Origin of the sequence: Flavobacterium lacisediminis (assembly GCF_025909975.1) — a bacterium.
In the GTDB taxonomy this organism is placed as follows: Bacteria; Bacteroidota; Bacteroidia; order Flavobacteriales; family Flavobacteriaceae; genus Flavobacterium; species Flavobacterium lacisediminis.
The window spans coordinates 207538-225162 of sequence record NZ_JAPCIO010000001.1 but is presented as its reverse complement, the minus strand read 5'-3'; the positions used below and the strand labels follow the sequence as shown (position 1 = coordinate 225162).

Below are 17625 nucleotides of genomic sequence, written 5' to 3'. Positions count from 1 at the left end.
ATGTTTGATTCAATTATTCATTTTTTTGAAAGTATTGACCCGATTCTGGCTGCTTTTTTAGCAACCACATTTACGTGGGGATTAACAGCATTCGGAGCTTCGTTTGTGTTCTTTTTTAAAACTATGAATCGAGTAGTTTTAGATGGAATGCTTGGTTTTACAGGTGGTGTAATGGTTGCAGCAAGTTTTTGGAGTTTGCTAGCACCAGCAATCGAAATGAGTGAAGGAGATGGATTTATTAAAGTAATTCCGGCTGCAGTTGGATTTTTATTAGGAGCCATTTTTATTTTCGGATTGGATAAAGTGTTGCCTCACATGCACATTAATTTCAAAGAAACAGAGGGAATAAAATCGCCTTGGCAACGTACGACACTTTTGGTTTTAGCCATTACGCTGCACAATATTCCTGAAGGATTAGCGGTTGGGGTTTTGTTTGGTGGTGTTGCCGCTGGAATTCCAGAAGCTTCAATTGCAGGCGCCGTTACTTTAGCGATTGGAATTGGAATTCAGAATTTTCCTGAAGGAATTGCCGTTTCTATGCCGTTACGAAGAATGGGGATGAGCAGAACAAAAAGTTTCATGTACGGACAATCGTCAGCCATTGTAGAACCTATTTTTGGAGTAATTGGTGCTGTTGCGGTTACTTTTTTCACCCCAATATTACCTTACGCATTGGCTTTTGCTGCTGGAGCTATGATATTTGTTGTCGTTGAAGAAGTAATTCCAGAAACCCAACAAGATAAAAATACCGATATTGCTACTTTAGGTTTTATCGGAGGATTTATTGTAATGATGATTTTAGATGTGGCTTTAGGTTAATGACAAGCACAATCATCGCCACAAGGTTTTGATTTCTTTGGACGTTTTTTCCAAAAGAATTTCTTTACCAAAAAACCTACGGCTATGGCTAAAGAAAGGTAAACTAAGATTTGTTGTATATCCATAGTACAAAAATAAGAAAAGCAATCTCAATAATAATGAGATTGCTTTTTTATTAACTAAAACTAAATGAAAATCATTAAAATTGAGCTGCAATTCCGATAGATGCGCTGAATGGCATTCCAGGTCTTAATCCTGCTGGAACTCTTGAAACCAAATACGTAGTATCGAAAAGGTTATTGATGTTTCCAGTTAAACTAAAATGTTTGTTGAATTTGTATTTTGAACCAAAATCAACAACAGTGTTACTTGGTACAGAATTTTTATTTGGAATCGAACCTTGACCAGCAACTGTTCTAAATTCGCCACTGTATCTAGCTCCTAAAATCAATTCAAATTTCGCATGTTCTAAAGCAATCGAAGCATTAAATTGGTGTTTTGAAATGTATGGAATTTCATCTCCTTTTTCAATTGTTCCCCAAGCTCCGTCTGAACTTGCAAATTCGTTTACAAATTCTGTATCGGTTAAGGTATATCCAAAAGTAATTGGTAATTTGAATTTGCTTTCTTCTTTCAGTACTTGATAATTGATTAAGAACTCAATTCCTTTTACATGCGCTTCTCCAGCATTGAATTGGTCTAATGTTCCAGAACCACCACTTGCAGCTAAATCACTTCCTAAAAGATTTTTATAATCATTAAAGTACACTACTAACTCGCCACTGAATTTTTTATAATTATAACGCGTTCCAATTTCGTAATTCGTACTGTTTTCTGCATCTGTTCCTGGTGTGTTTGTTGGTGGCGCAAATCCTTTATGAACCCCTCCAAATAACGACACATAATTATTGAATCTATAATTGGCTCCAATTCCTGGTAACCAAACTTTTACATGATTGTCGTTTTTAACTAAGTTAACCCCTGTTCTTGTTACGTCATTCGTACCATAGTTTTTGTTTAACAAATCTATAGTTTCGAAACGAATACCTGGCGTAACAGTTAAGTTGTTATATTTTATTTTGTAAAGCGCGTGTGCTGCTAAAGCTTTTGCATAAGCAACTCTGTTATCTTGTGTTCCTGGAGTTCCAGCAGTAGTTAATACCATCGAACCATCAATCATTGCATAGCTATCATTCCATTGGAATCTGTCTTCGCTGTCTTTGTGATAACGTACACCAACTTCTAAATCATGATAAACATCACCCGTTAAGAAATGAAAATCTAATTTTGTTTGAACACCTTGTGCTAAATAGCCTCTATTGTTTGCTCTTACACGTAATGCATTGTTTGGTGAGTTTTGTGCACCAGTTACATAATCAAAAGCTAATGCATTTGTTGTTGGGTCTTCTAAAATTGCATTGATAGGATAAGTTGTTCCACCAAATCTTACATCGTTTAATTTATACCAGTTTCTTGCAAATTTATTACGATAAGCTGTTGTAGTTACACTAAAGTAGTTACTTGTTTTTAAAGTATGTGTAACCGAAAATTGATTGTTTTTTGTAGTAATATTATCTTTTTCAGAACCTGCATAACGCATGAAAGGCGAGTTATTAAAATCTTCTTCAGTTAAACCTAAATAAGTTTCGTTTGCATCTTCTTCAGCGTACACCATTTTAAAATCTAATGCATTATAAATTTTATTGGTGGGTTTCGATTGTACTCTAAATTTAGCCATTACATCTTTTTTGTCAAAACCTGTGTTGGCACCACTTGGTAAATTTTTAAAACCATCTGAATTGTAGTTTAAGAATTGAACTACAGCACCTACTGTTTCATTTGCAATACCAACGTTAGCAACAGTACGACTCGTATTAAAACTTCCGTAATCTGTTAAAAATCCTGCGCTAAATTTTGTTGGAATTGGAGCCGAAACAAAGTTAATGGTTCCTCCAGTAGTAAAAGGTCCGTATTGAATTTGGCTACTTCCTTTTAATATCTCAACAGCATTCATACGAGCAACCGAAGGAAAGTAATATGCTGCTGGAGCTGAATAAGGAGCTGGTGCAATTAAAACATTGTCTTCCATTAAAGTGATTTTCGCACTTCTGTCTGGGGAAGTTCCTCTTAAACTAATATTTGGTCTTAAACCAAATCCATCTTCTTCATAAACATTAACACCAGTAACGGTTCTAAGTACACGATTAATATCAGTATAGTTGAATTTTTGTAAATCTGCCGCTGAAATGTATGAAGCGGAACCTGTTTTATTAGCTGCTTCAAATTTACTTCCAATGATTTGATTAGCCGAAATAACAACTTCTTTTAAGTTTTTAACAGAATCTTTTTGCGTGTTGTTTTCCTTCTCTTGAGAAAATACCAAACCTGAAATTAATAGGGTAATTGGGGTAATTATATATTTCATCTTTATTTAGATTAATTCTACGGAGCAAAAATAATCACCAAAGTTTATTTAGACAAATTATAAATAAACTTTTTTAAAGAGATTTTTAGAATTGTATTTAATTTATTTTTTTAATAATAAATTTTTATTTTTTCTATTTAAACTATGAAAATATACGAAACTATTTAACAAAAACAGCTTTTTTTAAAAGTATATTCCTGCTCCAAATGTCATATAATTGTAATTTGGAGTAGCAATTTTTAAATGTTCGTAGCCTAAAGCGAAAAAATAATTCTGTTTATGGTATTTCCCTCTAATTTCGAATGAGTTTACAGGTAAGCCATTTATTCTACTCCAAATCATTGCACTATTAAAGCTGATGTTTTTTATAGCAAAAACATCGGTATGTAAACCATAAGAAAATCCAGTTTTTTGAACATCATTACCCACATAAGTAGCACCAAGTGTCCAACCTAAATTGAATTTTTTAAATCGAATTCTATCGTAAGCCACATTAAATTGAAATAGTGAAAGATTTGAATAGTTGTTAGTAATAGCATTTTTCTCAATTAATTCTCGATAATCACCTTGTATATAGAAATATTGAAAAGGTCTGAATTTTGCTTTTAGATGATTTCCGAATAAATTATTGTTGCTATACAGAAAATGATTCTCAACATCAAATCGCATCAAATTTCCATATTGAATACTGTCGTTTTCTTTTTGGAAATTTCCTGATTCACCATCAAAATAAGGATATTTAGATAATGGGTTGTATAAATGATTTTCACTTCTATAATCGCCGATAGTGGAATAAAAACTCACATATAATAAGCCTTCAACGAATAAGCCAGCTAATCCAAAATCATTTGAAGAAGAATTTCTACTTGAACTTGATGAACTTGAACTTGAGCTCGACGAAGAATTCGAAGTGTTTCCAGATTTTAATTCATTTTTTGACTTGTCAATCTTTTGAGAAAAAGAATTGTGTAAGGTAAGACTAAGTAAAATTACAAGTAATGTGTTTTTCATCAATTTTTGTTTCTTAAAAGCAATCAAAAAGTATGCCTTTATTTCAAAACTTGATATGCAATTAAAGCAGTTATGTAGGCAAAACCACTCATAAAAACCAACTGAATTATTGGCCATTTCCAAGAATTGGTTTCTTTTTTTACAATGGCTAAAGTAGAAATGCACTGCATAGCAAAAGCATAAAAAAGGAGTAATGAAATTCCTGTAGCAAAATTGAATATTTTTTCACCTGTTTCAGGATGCACTTCGGCAGCCATTTTATTTTTAATAGTAGTTTCTTCTTCGCTATGACTTCCTACACTGTAAATGGTGGCTAATGTGCCAACGAAAACTTCACGAGCTGCAAACGAACTTACTACGGCAATTCCTATTTTCCAATCGTATCCTAATGGACGAATAGCAGGTTCAATCGCTTTTCCCATGTATCCGATATAAGAATTTTCTAACTTAAAGGAATTTACTTGATCTTCAAATGCTTCAGTAGTGATGGTTTTGTTTTGATTTTGTTGGGTAATAATAGCTTCAGCATTATTGAAATCATCACTTAATCCGTGAGAACCTAAATACCATAAAATTACCGATAAGGCTAAAATGATTTTTCCAGCACCTGTAACAAAAGCTTTGGTTTTTTCTAAAACATTAATACCAACATTTTTAAACATCGGAATTTTATAACTCGGCATTTCCACTACGAAATACGATTTGCAACTTAATTTTAAATATTTATTAAGTAAGAAAGCCGAAAAAACCGCCATTCCAAAACCTAATAAATACAATGCCATCAGTGTTAATCCTTGTAAACTTAAAAAGCCAAAAATTCTTTTTTCAGGAATAATTAAGGAAATCAAAATAGCATAAACAGGTAATCTTGCTGAACAAGTGGTGAAAGGTGTTACTAAAATCGTAATTAATCTTTCTTTCCAATTTTCGATATTTCTCGCACTCATAATTGCCGGAATAGCACAAGCCGTTCCTGAGATTAAAGGCACAATACTTTTTCCAGACAAACCAAATTTTCGCATGATTTTATCCATTAAAAATACTACGCGACTCATGTAACCGCTTTCTTCTAAAACAGAAATGAATAAGAATAAAAAGGCAATTTGCGGAATGAAAATTACGATACCACCAATTCCTGGAATTAATCCTTCACTGATTAAATTAGTAAATTCTCCCGCTGGAAGGTGTTGTTTAGCAAGCGAGCTAAAATTAGCAAACGTTTCATCTATAAAATCCATTGGAATGCTACTCCAATCAAACAAAAACTGAAAAATAAGCATTAAAATTCCGAAGAAAATTACATAACCATAAATTTTATGTGTTAGAATTCTGTCGATTTTTGCTCGAATATCAGTTGCTTTTGAAACATCTATTTTTTGACCAATTTTCAATGTGTCATTAATAAATTGGTAACGTTTTATGGTTTCTTTTTGTTGTAAGCGTTTTAAATCGGCGTGTGATTTAGTAAACGAACTTTTAATTTCGTTACGCTCTAAATTTAAGAAATTGACATCTTGCGTAATTACCAACCAAAGTTTATACAACAACTGATTTGGAAACGCTCTTCTTAAATTATTAAAATAATCTGGGTCAATCGACGATGCGTGTAAACAAGGTTCGGTTGAAAGTTCCGTATAGTTCAGAATCAATTCTTTCAACTGATTAATTCCAGTTTTTTTTCTTGAACTGATTAAGGCAATTTTCGTTTTTAACTCTTTTTCCAAAACTGGAATATCCAGTTCAATTCCTTTTAAAGCCATTCGATCTGCCATGTTAATGACTAAAATGGTTGGAATTTCTAAATCTTTGATTTGAGTAAAAAGGAGTAAATTTCGTTTTAGATTTTCTACTTCGGTAACTACAACAGCAACATCTGGAAAATCTTCATCGTTTTTATTTAGTAACAATTCGATTACTACGTTTTCATCAATTGAACTCGCATTTAAGCTGTAAGTTCCGGGTAAATCAATGATTCTAGCTCTCGTGTTTTCGTTTAATTTGCAAACACCTTGTTTTTTTTCAACGGTAATTCCTGGGTAATTTCCCACTTGTTGATTCAATCCTGTAAGTTGGTTAAAAACGGAAGTTTTTCCCACATTTGGGTTTCCAATTAAAGCCACTTTTATAGGATTTGAACTCATGAGAATTAAATTTTAGTAACGGTAATTTCCCTTGCCGTTTCAATACGAATGGCAACATGAGAATCATTTACGTTGAAATATAAGGGATCACCTAAAGGCGCAATTTGAATTAAAGTAATGGAATTTCCAGGTAAACATCCCATTTCTAAAAGCTTTAGCGGGATTTCATCTAGATTGACCGAAGTAATGGTAGCTACTTCACCAATTTTAAGTTCAGAAGAACAAATTTCCATTTCCTTATTTAGATTGAATTAAAATACAAAAGTAAAAATTATAATCGGACTACAACTGATAATTGTCAACTTTAGCAAAATATTTATAAAAATTAATTTATTGGTTTTCACAAAGCCACAAAATATCTTCTAAAAGTTGTTTCATGTTCTTTGTTTTTGGGTCATCTGAAGGTTTGTCAAGATTGGTACCGTCATAAAAACCTCTAATTCGTTTGTTTTTATCTACCAAAATGAAATTTTCGGTATGTACCATGTCATAAATTTCTTCCGGTTTACCCGTTTTTACTGCCAAGTATGATTTTCTGGCTAAATAATAAATATCCTTTTTATCTCCAGTTACTAAATTCCAACGCGAGTCATCCACTCCTTTTTCAAGAGCATATTTTTTTAATACTTCTGGAGTGTCAATATCAGGAGTAACAGAAAAAGACAACAGTTTTACTTTAGGATTGTTTTTCAATTGATTTTGCAACCAAGTCATATTATCTGTCATTTTTGGACAGATAGTTGGACATGTAGTAAAAAAGAAATCGGCTACATAAATCTTATTTTCATAGTCTTTTTGAGTAATTATTTTCCCATTTTGATTGGTAAAAGCAAAATCAGCTATTTTATGATCGTTACCAATATGTTGCACGGTTGAATCAACTAATTCTGGATTAATATCTCTAGGAGAATATATAGGTAACATTTTCTTTGGAGAAAGAAGACTATAAATTCCTAAAAAAATAAGCACAGAAAGTATTGCAAACCCAATAATAAATTTTTTATAGCGTAGAAAAGAACTAAGCATTGCGATTTTTTTACAAAAATAATCATATTTAAATAATTTTGTGAAAAACCTGAGTAGACATTTGTTAAAATTATAATTTATTGATTTTCTTGATTATATTTGTGAAAATATACCATAAAACTACTAAACCATGATTAAAAATTACTTGATTGTTAGTTTATTGTGTTCCTTTTTAGGTTTTTCACAATTTAATCCATCTGCTCCATGGATGACTAACGTAAGCACAGCTAAAAACGGAGAGGCTACAATAAATGAAATGGTTGCCGCTTTCAATTCCTACTGGACTACTAGAGACAAAGACGTTAGAGGTTCTGGTCACAAGCCTTTTATGCGTTGGGAGTATCATTGGAGAAATTATACGAATGAGCAAGGATATATAATGCCTGCTGAACAATTATGGCAAGCATGGCGTCAAAAGAACCAGGCAAAAGCTAGTAGAAATACTACAAATAGAGCATTACCTCCAAGTAATTGGCAACCAGTTGGTCCATTTACACATACTAATACAGGTTCATGGTCTTCAGGGCAAGGACGTGTAAATATAGTTCATGTAGACCCATCAAACCCTAATACAATATATTTAGGATCTCCAGCTGGAGGAATTTGGAAGTCAACTAATAGCGGAACTTCTTGGACACCACTTACTGATGAATTACCACAAATTGGTGTTTCTGGTATAGCAGTTGATTATTCGAATTCAAATACAATTTATATTGCAACAGGAGATAAAGACGCAGGAGATTCTTATTCTGTAGGAGTTTATAAATCTACTGATGGTGGTTTAACTTGGGCTGCAACAGGTACAATGGGAGCATCTAACCCTTCAAGAGCTGGGGATATTGTTATACATCCAACCAATAATCAAATTTTATGGTGTGCTACAAATAATGGGATATTTAAATCTACTAATGCAGGTGCTTCATGGACTCAAATTTTAGCGGGTATAAATTTTTCACAAGGTAATATTAGATTAAAACCAGGTGACCCTTCGGTTGTATATGCCTCTGCAAGCAATAGATTTTACAGATCTACGGATACAGGTAGCACTTTTACAGCTGTTACAGTTTCTTCTGTAGCTTCAACAAGTCGTATAATTATTGATGTAACAGCTGCTAATAGTAGTTACGTTTATGCACTAAGTGTTAACAATAGTTCTGCTTTAAATGGAATTTATCGATCAACAGATAGTGGTGTTACTTTTACAAAAACTTCTGGGACTACAGATTTTTTAGAGTCAACTCAAGCGTGGTATGATTTAGCATTAGCAGCATCTCCAACAAATGCTAATGAAATTTATACCGGTTGTTTAAACGTTTGGAAATCAACAAATGGAGGTGCAGCTGTCACAAAATTAAATAATTGGAGTAGCCCAACAGCACCTAGTTATACCCACGCCGATATTCACTATTTAGGATTTCATGGTAATAAATTATTTTGTGGTAGTGATGGTGGTATTTATGTTTCTGATAATGGTGGAACAAATTTTACAGATTTAACAGCTGGTGTTCAGATTAGCCAGTTTTATAAAATTGCAGTATCTAAGCAAACGGCAGCCAATATGGTAGGTGGATTGCAAGATAATGGAGGTCATGCTTATAGTGGAGGTCAGTGGAAAAATTATTATGGTGCCGATGGAATGGATACCGCAATTAATCCAACAAATCAAAATCAATATTATGGGTTTATTCAGTATGGTTCTTCTATGTATATTAGTAGCACTGCAGGAAATTCAGCATCAGGTTCAGTTGGTTCCCCAGGAGGCGTTAACGGAAATTGGGTAACTCCATTATTGGCTAATAGTTCAGGTGAATTGTTTTCTGGATTTGGTAATTTGTTTAAATTAACTAGTGGTGCTTGGGTACAACAAAATGTAACTGCACTTGGTTCAGGTAATCTAGACTTAATTCATGTAGATCCATCAAATGATAATAATATGTATGTAGCAAATGGTGCTACTTTATACAAAAGTACTGATAGAGGAATTAATTTCCCACAATCTTATACAGCTGCAGCGAATATTACATCAATTGAAGTACATTCTTCAAATAGTAATATTGTTTATATAACAACAGCGGGAACATCAGGACAAGTTTTGAGATCAACAGATGGTGGAATTAATTTTTCAAATTTTTCAACTGGTTTACCATCAATTGGAAAAAATTGTATCGTACATCAAGGAAGAAACACAGATAATCCATTATATGTTGGAACAAGTCTTGGTGTTTATTACAGAGATGACTCTATGACTTCATGGGCTCCTTTTGAAACTAACTTGCCAAATGTTTCAGTTACAGATTTAGAAATCAATTTAGAAGACGCAAAATTAGTTGCCGCTACTTATGGAAGAGGGGTTTGGCAAACCAATATTCCAGTTCAGGTTCCAGCGATTGATATAAAATTTGTAAGTATTCAAAATCCTGGAATTAATATTAATTGTGGTGCTGTTGTAACACCACAAGTTCAAGTTCAGAATAATGGTACTTCTTCTATCCCTTCTGTAACAGTTAATTATACAATTGATGGAACACCATATAATTATGTTTGGAATAATGCTCTGGCTGCTGCAGCAACTGCAGTAATTGATTTGCCATCAGCTACATTAACAAGAGGGGTTCATAATTTAAATGTAACAACTACTACAACAAGCGATGCTTATTCTGATAATAACTCAGGAAGTACTCAGTTTTATGTAAATGATGCAGGAACAGTAGGTGTAACAAATGCATTTACTAATGCGTCAGATGCTTTAATTTCTTACAACGAAGGTACTTCTGGTTCACAATGGGTTAGAGGTGTTAGAAGTGGCGGTGTTATGGCTTCAGGCGGAAATACAGTATATACAACAAACCTTTCTGGAAATTACCCAGATATGGTAAAATCATATTTAGTTTCTCAATGTTACAATTTAAGTAATGTTGTAAACCCAACTATTAATTTTGAAATGAAGTTTGACTTAGAAGCAAACTGGGATGTTGTTTATGTAGAATACTCAACTAATTTTGGAGCTTCATGGTCTGTTTTAGGAACAATGGGTGCAAATTGGTATAATAGTAACAGAACTCAAGCTACAACAGGAAATGATTGTTACAACTGTCCAGGAGCACAATGGACAGGTACAAATACTACAGCTGCAACTTATACTTATCCGTTGAATGCATTAAATTCTCAAACTAATGTTATTTTTAGAATTGTTTTCCATTCAGATGAATCTGCAAACCAATTAGGGGTTAATATTGATAATTTCGTGATAAATGGAACTCTTTCAAATCAAAACTTTGAATTACAAAATATTGTATTGTATCCAAATCCATCTAAAGGAATTTTCAATATTGCATTAGGAACAGTAGAACCAACTTCAATTGATGTGTATGACATTACAGGAAAAATGGTATGGTCTAAAAAAGATTTTACAATTACTAATGCTGAAGTTTCATTAGATTTATCATCAGTTGCTCAAGGAATTTATTTTGTAAAAATTTCAGCAGACAATCAATCAACAGTTAAAAGAATTATTAAAGAATAACTATGAATAAATTCATCTTAAAAGGAAGTTTCGGCTTCCTTTTTTTGTCAGTAGCGTTATATTCTTGTAAATCATCACAAGAAGTAGCAACAAAAAAAGAGTCAGTAGGAATTAACGTTGGATATATGGATAAATCCGTAAATCCAGCCGATAACTTTAATCGTTATGTAAACGGAACTTGGTTAGATAAAACCGAAATTCCAGCAGACAGAACACGTTGGGGAAGTTTTGACGAGCTTCGTAAAAATACCGATGACGATGTAATGGCTATCTTGAAAGAAGCTATCAACGACAAAACTATCGATCCAAATTCAGACCAAGCAAAAGCAATTAGCTTATATAAAACTGTTTTAGATACTGTAAGCAGAAATAAAGCTGGAATTGATCCGTTAAAACCATATTTAGCCAAAATTAATAGTGTTCAGAATGCAGATCAATTAGTTGCTTTATTAGCCGAAATGGAACCAGAAATGGGATTAGGTTTTTTCGGAAGTTACATAGGTGCTGATGCTAAAAACAGCAACAAAAACGTAATTTATGTAGGAACAGGAAGCCTTGGTTTACCTGATAGAGATTACTACGTTTCCGATGCGCCAGACAACAAAGAAAAGCGCGAAAAATACATTGCTCACGTAACCAGAATGCTACAATATTTGGGTGAATCTGAAGCTACAGCAAATACAAATGCAAAGAAAATTTTAGCATTAGAAACTAAAATGTCAACTGCAACATTAGATAGAGTTGAGCGTAGAGATAGAAGAAAAACTTACAATCCAATGAGTTTTGCTGATTTGCAAAAATTAGCACCAACAGTAAAATGGGATACTTATTTTCAATCTGTAGGAATTGGAAAAGTAGATTCGTTAGTAGTTTCGCAACCAAAATATTTGCAAACAGTTGAAACTATCTTAAAAGACAACCAAGTTGAAGATTGGAAAGCGTACATGCGTTGGACAGCATTAAGAGGTTCTTCAGGATTACTTTCAACTGAAATCGAAAATGCTAATTTTGATTTCTACGGAAAAACCTTAACTGGTGCGGTAAAACAACGTCCAGCTGAAGAAAGAGCTTTAGCAACAGTTAATGGAAGATTAGGTGAAGCTTTAGGAAAATTATACGTAGCTAAAAAATTCCCACCAGAAGCAAAAGCAAAAGCGCAAGCAATGATTGCAAATGTAATGTTGGCTTTTGATAACCGTATCAACAATTTACCTTGGATGACAAAAGCAACTAAGGAAAATGCGAAAATCAAATTGAATAAATTCCGAGTGAAAATCGGATATCCTGATAAATGGAAAGATTATTCAGCTCTTGAAGTGAAATCTCCAGAACAAGGCGGAACGTATTTTGATAATTCAAGAATGTACGCAAAATGGAGCCACAAACAGAATATCGCTAAATTAGGTAAACCAGTTGACAAAGAAGAATGGGGAATGTCGCCACAAACGGTAAATGCATATTTCAGTCCAACAAACAACGAAATTGTATTCCCAGCGGCTATTTTACAACCACCTTTCTATGATTACAAAGCGGATGAAGCAGTAAATTATGGTGGAATTGGCGCTGTAATTGGTCACGAAATTTCACACGGATTTGATGATTCAGGTTCAAGATATAATGCTGATGGAAATTTAGTAAACTGGTGGAGTGATGAAGATTTGAAACAATTCACAACATTAGGAAGTGCTTTAGCTGACCAATATTCAGCTTTAGAGCCATTACCTGGAATTTTTGTTGATGGAAAATTCACTTTAGGTGAAAACATCGGAGATTTAGGAGGAGTTAACGCGGCTTATGACGGATTACAAATCTATTTGAAAGCAAACGGAAACCCAGGTTTAATCGACGGTTTCACACCAGAGCAACGTTTCTTTATTTCTTGGGCAACCATTTGGAGAAGCAAAATGCGTGACGAAGCGATTAAAAACCAAGTAAAAACTGACCCACATTCACCAGGAATGTACCGTGCTTATGTGCCGCTACAAAATGTGGAAGCGTTCTATAAAGCATTCAATATTTTACCGCACAACGGTATGTATTTACCTTTTGAAAAACGCGTGAAAATTTGGTAATCAAATTCAAAAAATAAAATCAAATCCCATCTTTTTAGGTGGGTTTTTTTATTTCTTCTTAATGGCTCGATTCACTAAATAAAGTCCAATAATAGTTATCGTTCCACCAATGATAATTGCAGTTGTCAAAGGTTCATTAAACAACAAATAGCCAAAAAACAACGCCACCATCGGATTTATGTAAGCATACAAACTACTGATTTCGGTTGGTAAGTTTTCCAACGCATAAATAAACGCAATAAACGTCAACACTGAACCAAAAACCACTAAATAACCAATCGACCACCAAGAAATCGCCGGAATTTCGCTCAACGGAACCGAAGTCCCATTAAATCCAATTACGCTTGAAATCACAATACTCGAAATCAACATTTGCAATCCCAAACTAAAATAGGGGTTGAAATTTGTCTTATTTTCTTTGATATAAATCGAAGACAACGCCCAAGTAAAAGTAGCAATTACCGAAAGTAAAATCCCAAATCGGAATTCAGGACGTAAGAAATCGTTGAGGTAATCGTAAAAAATGACGCAAATACCACCAAAAGCTACAATCAAGCCCACAACAGCTTTCCAAGATGTTTTTTGTCCGCGGAACAAACTGATGATGACAATCCAAAGTGGAAAAATAGAACCAATAATCGCACCTAAACCACTTGAAATGTATTTCACGCCCCAAGTACTCAAACCGTTACTCAGCATGAAATTCAAGACACTCAGAACCAAAATAGTGCGCCATTGTCGTTTGTTTGGCCAAGGATGTTTTTTGATTAAGAAATAAAGCAGATATAACAATCCGCCAAAAAGTTGACGCAGCGCTACCAATTGCATCGGAGGCATGTGTTTGACACCTTCTTTGGAAGCAATCCAAGTGGTTCCCCAGAAAAAGCTAATCCAAATTAATGCTAAAACGGGTAAACCAATCGCATTTTTCTTTTGTTGGATGTAATTGTGAAATACGCTAAAATACGCCATTACTAAATTTCTTTTTGGAACGAATAACCTAAAATGGTTTCCACTTTTTTACTGGAAATAATTTTACCTTTCGATTCTGAATCTTCCACAAAGGTAGGCAATGGCAAATTCAAAATTTCAGCTTTTTTGTGATAATATGCTTTACGTGTTGGATGCTGAGGTGCGACAGCATTGAAGGTTTGATTCCATTCCCAATTGTCATGTTGAACTTGTTTCAGTATCTCTTCAATAATTCCAATGCAATCTTCTCTTTCAATCATATTCACTGGCGCATCTGGATTTTGAACATTCGTTCTTCCTGCCAAAAATTTTATAGGATGACGATCATCGCCCAGCAAACCACCAAAACGAATTACCGTAGTTTTAAAATGCGAATTCGATTGTAAAAGTGTTTCAGTAATTACTAATTGTTTCCCACTTTCGGTATCAGGATTTGGTTGGGTTTCTTCTGTAATTTCAACAATTGGAAAACCATCACCATAAACCGAAGTCGAACTCACAAAAATAACTTTCTGAATACCCGATTTTTCAATAAATGGAATCAACGTTTTTACTTTATTTACGAATGTCATTTCTTGTGAAGTCGTAATTTCTCTTCTCAATCCTGGTGGTATATCAATCACTAAAACATCGGTTTCTTTCAGAAAATCTTCAATAGTTCCAATGATTTGATGTTCTTCCAACTGAATTTGGAAAGGCGAAATTCCAGCATTTTTCAATACTTCCAATTTACTTTCTGAAGTCGTAGAACCTTTTACTTCGTAACCTTTTGAAAGCAATGATTTGGCTAAGGGTAAACCTAGCCAACCGCAACCGAGTATGGAGATTTTTATTCCCATTTGTGTTTTTTTATGTAGGTATTTGTTGGAATATCGTAATCGTAGTAAATAACATATTTAAAACCAGCTTTAGTTAAAGTGATTGAATCTGGTTGAATTTCTTTGTTTAAATAAATATGACTGTTTTCCGGATTTTTTTTATCGAACACTACATTGAAAAACTTTTTTAAGTCTTTCTTACTAAATTTATTTTCATTTGATTCAGCAACATATCTTTGATTTTTATAGTAAAAGTAATATCTCAAATCACTAGTTTTTCCATGACTCTTAATGCTACTAGTTATACCAATTGTTTTACCATTATAATTTTTGATTTTATAATTATACTCCTCTTTTCTAAACTTTGAAAAAATCAGAATAAACACTATAGACAATAGAATTAGGAGGAAAATAAATTTTCCCTCATTTTCTTTTAAATAAGTAATGATTGTTTTTTTTTCTCTTTCTTCTTTCATCTATTCTCTCAACTATCTTTCTTCACCAACATATAAAAATCATCTTCCAAAGCGCGATAGCCTTGGTCGTACAAAAAGAAATAGGTGTTGCCAGTTTTGGTTTGCAACATACTTGTAAAAAACTCAAAATCGAAACCTTTGCTTAGTAATTTGGTTTTCGTGGTTTTTCCTTTGTCTTCTGGGTTGAGTTCACACAAAATGCGGTAATTTTTACGCAATTTGTTATTTATGTTTCGCATCAGATTATTCTGATCTTTGTTCATTTTGTTGTTGTACGCATTGCGGCACCCATCCGAACAAAACTTTTTATCTTCGCGACCTATAATTTTATCGCCACATTCTAAACAGGCTTTACTCATATTAGTATTTTTTAAGCGTATCCGTTAACCTTTAAGTTTTCTAATTCTTTGGTTTCTAAATTATATTCAATATTCCAATAATAACTTCCGCCATCTGAAATCCAAATTATTTCATTCAACCAATGCCAATGGTGTTCTTTAATAGATTTACTCCAAAGTGAATTTATATATAAAATTTTTTCGCCTTTGTTATTTATATAACCAAAGTACTGTCTTTTATATTTTTTTAAATTCTTGTGAATAATCGGAGAACGGGATTGATTTATCAGAGGATTATTCAAGAATTTTAGTTTAAATTTTAATGCATTTTCAGCTTTTATTATTTCTTCTTTTGTTGGTGTAAATCTATTTTGCTGCATTATTTCATTACTCGATTCTGGAAAAATTGCAACTTCAAATTGTCTTGTTTTGAAATGTTCCGCCACATTTTGAGCATAAATAAAACAACTAGATAGAAATAATATGATAATGTATTTCATCTTTACTTCTTAAAATTAAACTTCATTTCTTTACCACTATCTTCAAAAACTACGTAAAGATTAATTTCGTTATCTGAAATTTTTTCAAACGTAAATTTATCGAAATACACATGGGTTGGCGTGACTTTCACTAATCTGAAATTCTCACTTACTTCCGCTTTTTCCCAACCTTTCAATTCACCATCAAAGTGTTTGAGTTGTAATAAAAGGGTTTTCTCTTTTTCAATAATGTGTCCCAATTCATAAAAAGCGACTTTTCCATCAACAACTAATTTGAAACTAAACATCATCGAATTTCCAATCGGCTCGCTCCAAGTTTCTTGACAAATGCCACCTAAAGCTTCGCCTGTCCAATTACCAACAATCCATTTTACATCTTGTAAAGTAGCTCTTGGTGAACCTTTTTCATCGTTGTAATTCAAAGTGTTTTGTCCAAATGCGCTAAACGAACAAATAAAAAGTAAAAAATAAATACTTTTTTGGAAGATTGATTTTTTCATCTGTAAAGTCTTATAGTTAAAGCGAATATACAAAAATAATTTCCATTTACAAACGCTTACAAATATTTACAACCGATATTAAATAGCTAATTACCGAATAACGTTTTTTTCTTGCCACATCTTTGCACTGTCGAAATGAACGAATTATTAGTCGCAGTTTTCAGTCACAGTTTTCAGAAAATTAAAAAGAATGGATTTCAAAAAATTATTAGCCTATCAAAAAGCTTTTTCATTAGCTATGGAAATTAAAAAAGTATCTGAGACATTTCCAAAAGATGAAAAATACGCATTAACAGATCAAGTTAGAAGATCATCAAGAAGTGTATGTGCCAATATTGCAGAAGCTTACAGAAAGAGAAGATATATTAATCATTTTATAAGTAAGCTTACAGATTCAGATGGTGAAAATTCTGAAACTTCAGTTTGGTTAGATTTTGCTTTAGAATGTAATTATTTATTGAAGTCACAATATATTGATTTGGTAAATAAGTCAGAAGAAATTGGTAAAATAATAAATTACATGATCCTAAATCCAACTAAATTCGGTTGTAAATCATAAAATTAAATACCTGAGACTGAAAACTGCGACTGCGACTAAAAAAGTAACATAATTATTAACATTAAATATTTACACGCCATGAAAAACAGAGTACAATTAATCGGACATGTAGGTCAAGAACCAGAAATCAAAAACTTAGAATCTGGAAGAGTAGCTAACTTCACTATCGCTACGAATGAAAATTACACCAACGCCAAAGGTGAAAAAGTTGAACAAACCGAATGGCACCGAGTTTCCGCTTGGGGTAAAACAGTAGACATCATCGAAAAATTATTAACCAAAGGAACTCACGTAGCCATCGAAGGTAAATTAACACACAGAAGCTACGACGACAAAGATGGAAACAAACGTTATATAACGGAAGTTGTTGCTAATGAATTGGTTTTATTAAGCAAATAATCAAGTTCAAATTCAAGTACAATTTCAAAAGTCAATTTCAAATTTT

Annotated in this window: 17 protein-coding genes; 5 read left to right on the top strand and 12 right to left on the bottom strand. The window is 33.0% G+C overall.

Going from position 1 to position 17625, the window contains the following annotated elements; all coding sequences use genetic code 11:
* Entirely contained in the window at positions 1-819 is an 819-nt protein-coding gene (locus tag OJ995_RS01115) for a ZIP family metal transporter (protein ID WP_264367751.1), read from the top strand.
* On the opposite strand, the gene OJ995_RS01110 is transcribed toward OJ995_RS01115, so the two are convergent.
* From OJ995_RS01110 to OJ995_RS01085, 6 genes are all read right to left on the bottom strand, one after another.
* Entirely contained in the window at positions 816-944 is a 129-nt protein-coding gene (locus OJ995_RS01110; protein WP_133608879.1) for a FeoB-associated Cys-rich membrane protein, read from the bottom strand. The genes OJ995_RS01115 and OJ995_RS01110 overlap by 4 nt on opposite strands.
* A 74-nt stretch (positions 945-1018) precedes the next feature.
* Positions 1019-3244: a TonB-dependent receptor family protein gene (locus OJ995_RS01105; protein WP_264367750.1), complete on the bottom strand. Its 2226-nt coding sequence runs from the start codon at positions 3242-3244 to the stop codon at positions 1019-1021.
* Positions 3245-3427: 183 nt separating this feature from the next.
* Positions 3428-4255: a hypothetical protein gene (locus tag OJ995_RS01100; protein ID WP_264367749.1), complete on the bottom strand. Its 828-nt coding sequence runs from the start codon at positions 4253-4255 to the stop codon at positions 3428-3430.
* 38 nt (positions 4256-4293) lie between these two features.
* On the bottom strand, positions 4294-6396 hold the full coding sequence (gene feoB / locus OJ995_RS01095; protein ID WP_264367748.1) for a ferrous iron transport protein B: 2103 nt from the start codon (positions 6394-6396) through the stop codon (positions 4294-4296).
* Between the two features lie 5 nt (positions 6397-6401).
* Positions 6402-6629, bottom strand: a complete 228-nt coding sequence (locus tag OJ995_RS01090; protein ID WP_133608872.1) for a FeoA family protein — start codon at positions 6627-6629, stop codon at positions 6402-6404.
* A 97-nt stretch (positions 6630-6726) separates the two neighbouring features.
* Entirely contained in the window at positions 6727-7422 is a 696-nt protein-coding gene (locus OJ995_RS01085; RefSeq protein WP_264367747.1) for an SCO family protein, read from the bottom strand.
* Between the two features lie 130 nt (positions 7423-7552).
* Between OJ995_RS01085 and OJ995_RS01080 the strand changes: the two genes are divergently transcribed.
* Together OJ995_RS01080 and OJ995_RS01075 are read left to right on the top strand one after the other, a co-directional pair.
* A complete protein-coding gene (locus OJ995_RS01080; protein ID WP_264367746.1) occupies positions 7553-10945 on the top strand; it encodes a T9SS type A sorting domain-containing protein in 3393 nt (1130 codons plus the stop codon).
* Between the two features lie 2 nt (positions 10946-10947).
* A complete protein-coding gene (locus OJ995_RS01075) occupies positions 10948-13017 on the top strand; it encodes a M13 family metallopeptidase (protein ID WP_264367745.1) in 2070 nt (689 codons plus the stop codon).
* Between the two features lie 48 nt (positions 13018-13065).
* On the opposite strand, the gene OJ995_RS01070 is transcribed toward OJ995_RS01075, so the two are convergent.
* Genes OJ995_RS01070 through OJ995_RS01045 form a run of 6 tightly spaced genes read right to left on the bottom strand, consistent with a single transcriptional unit; the run spans position 13066 to position 16621 of the window.
* Positions 13066-13989: a DMT family transporter gene (locus OJ995_RS01070; protein WP_264367744.1), complete on the bottom strand. Its 924-nt coding sequence runs from the start codon at positions 13987-13989 to the stop codon at positions 13066-13068.
* A gap of 2 nt (positions 13990-13991) precedes the next feature.
* The gene (locus OJ995_RS01065) at positions 13992-14828 is read right to left on the bottom strand and encodes an SDR family oxidoreductase (RefSeq protein ID WP_264367743.1); all 837 of its coding nucleotides are present in this window, start codon (positions 14826-14828) and stop codon (positions 13992-13994) included.
* Positions 14819-15283, bottom strand: a complete 465-nt coding sequence (locus tag OJ995_RS01060; RefSeq protein WP_264367742.1) for a hypothetical protein — start codon at positions 15281-15283, stop codon at positions 14819-14821. Before OJ995_RS01060 ends, OJ995_RS01065 begins: the two co-directional genes overlap by 10 nt.
* A gap of 8 nt (positions 15284-15291) precedes the next feature.
* Complete coding sequence (locus OJ995_RS01055) at positions 15292-15642, bottom strand: hypothetical protein (protein WP_264367741.1); 351 nt, start codon at positions 15640-15642, stop codon at positions 15292-15294.
* A gap of 11 nt (positions 15643-15653) precedes the next feature.
* Complete coding sequence (locus tag OJ995_RS01050; RefSeq protein ID WP_264367740.1) at positions 15654-16121, bottom strand: hypothetical protein; 468 nt, start codon at positions 16119-16121, stop codon at positions 15654-15656.
* Between the two features lie 2 nt (positions 16122-16123).
* Positions 16124-16621: a DUF6265 family protein gene (locus OJ995_RS01045; protein WP_264367739.1), complete on the bottom strand. Its 498-nt coding sequence runs from the start codon at positions 16619-16621 to the stop codon at positions 16124-16126.
* Positions 16622-16811: 190 nt separating this feature from the next.
* On the opposite strand from OJ995_RS01045, the gene OJ995_RS01040 reads away from it, so the two are divergent.
* Both OJ995_RS01040 and OJ995_RS01035 read left to right on the top strand, forming a co-directional pair.
* On the top strand, positions 16812-17180 hold the full coding sequence (locus tag OJ995_RS01040) for a four helix bundle protein (RefSeq protein ID WP_264367738.1): 369 nt from the start codon (positions 16812-16814) through the stop codon (positions 17178-17180).
* 78 nt (positions 17181-17258) lie between these two features.
* Positions 17259-17579, top strand: a complete 321-nt coding sequence (locus OJ995_RS01035; protein ID WP_264367737.1) for a single-stranded DNA-binding protein — start codon at positions 17259-17261, stop codon at positions 17577-17579.
* Positions 17580-17625 lie beyond the last annotated feature (46 nt).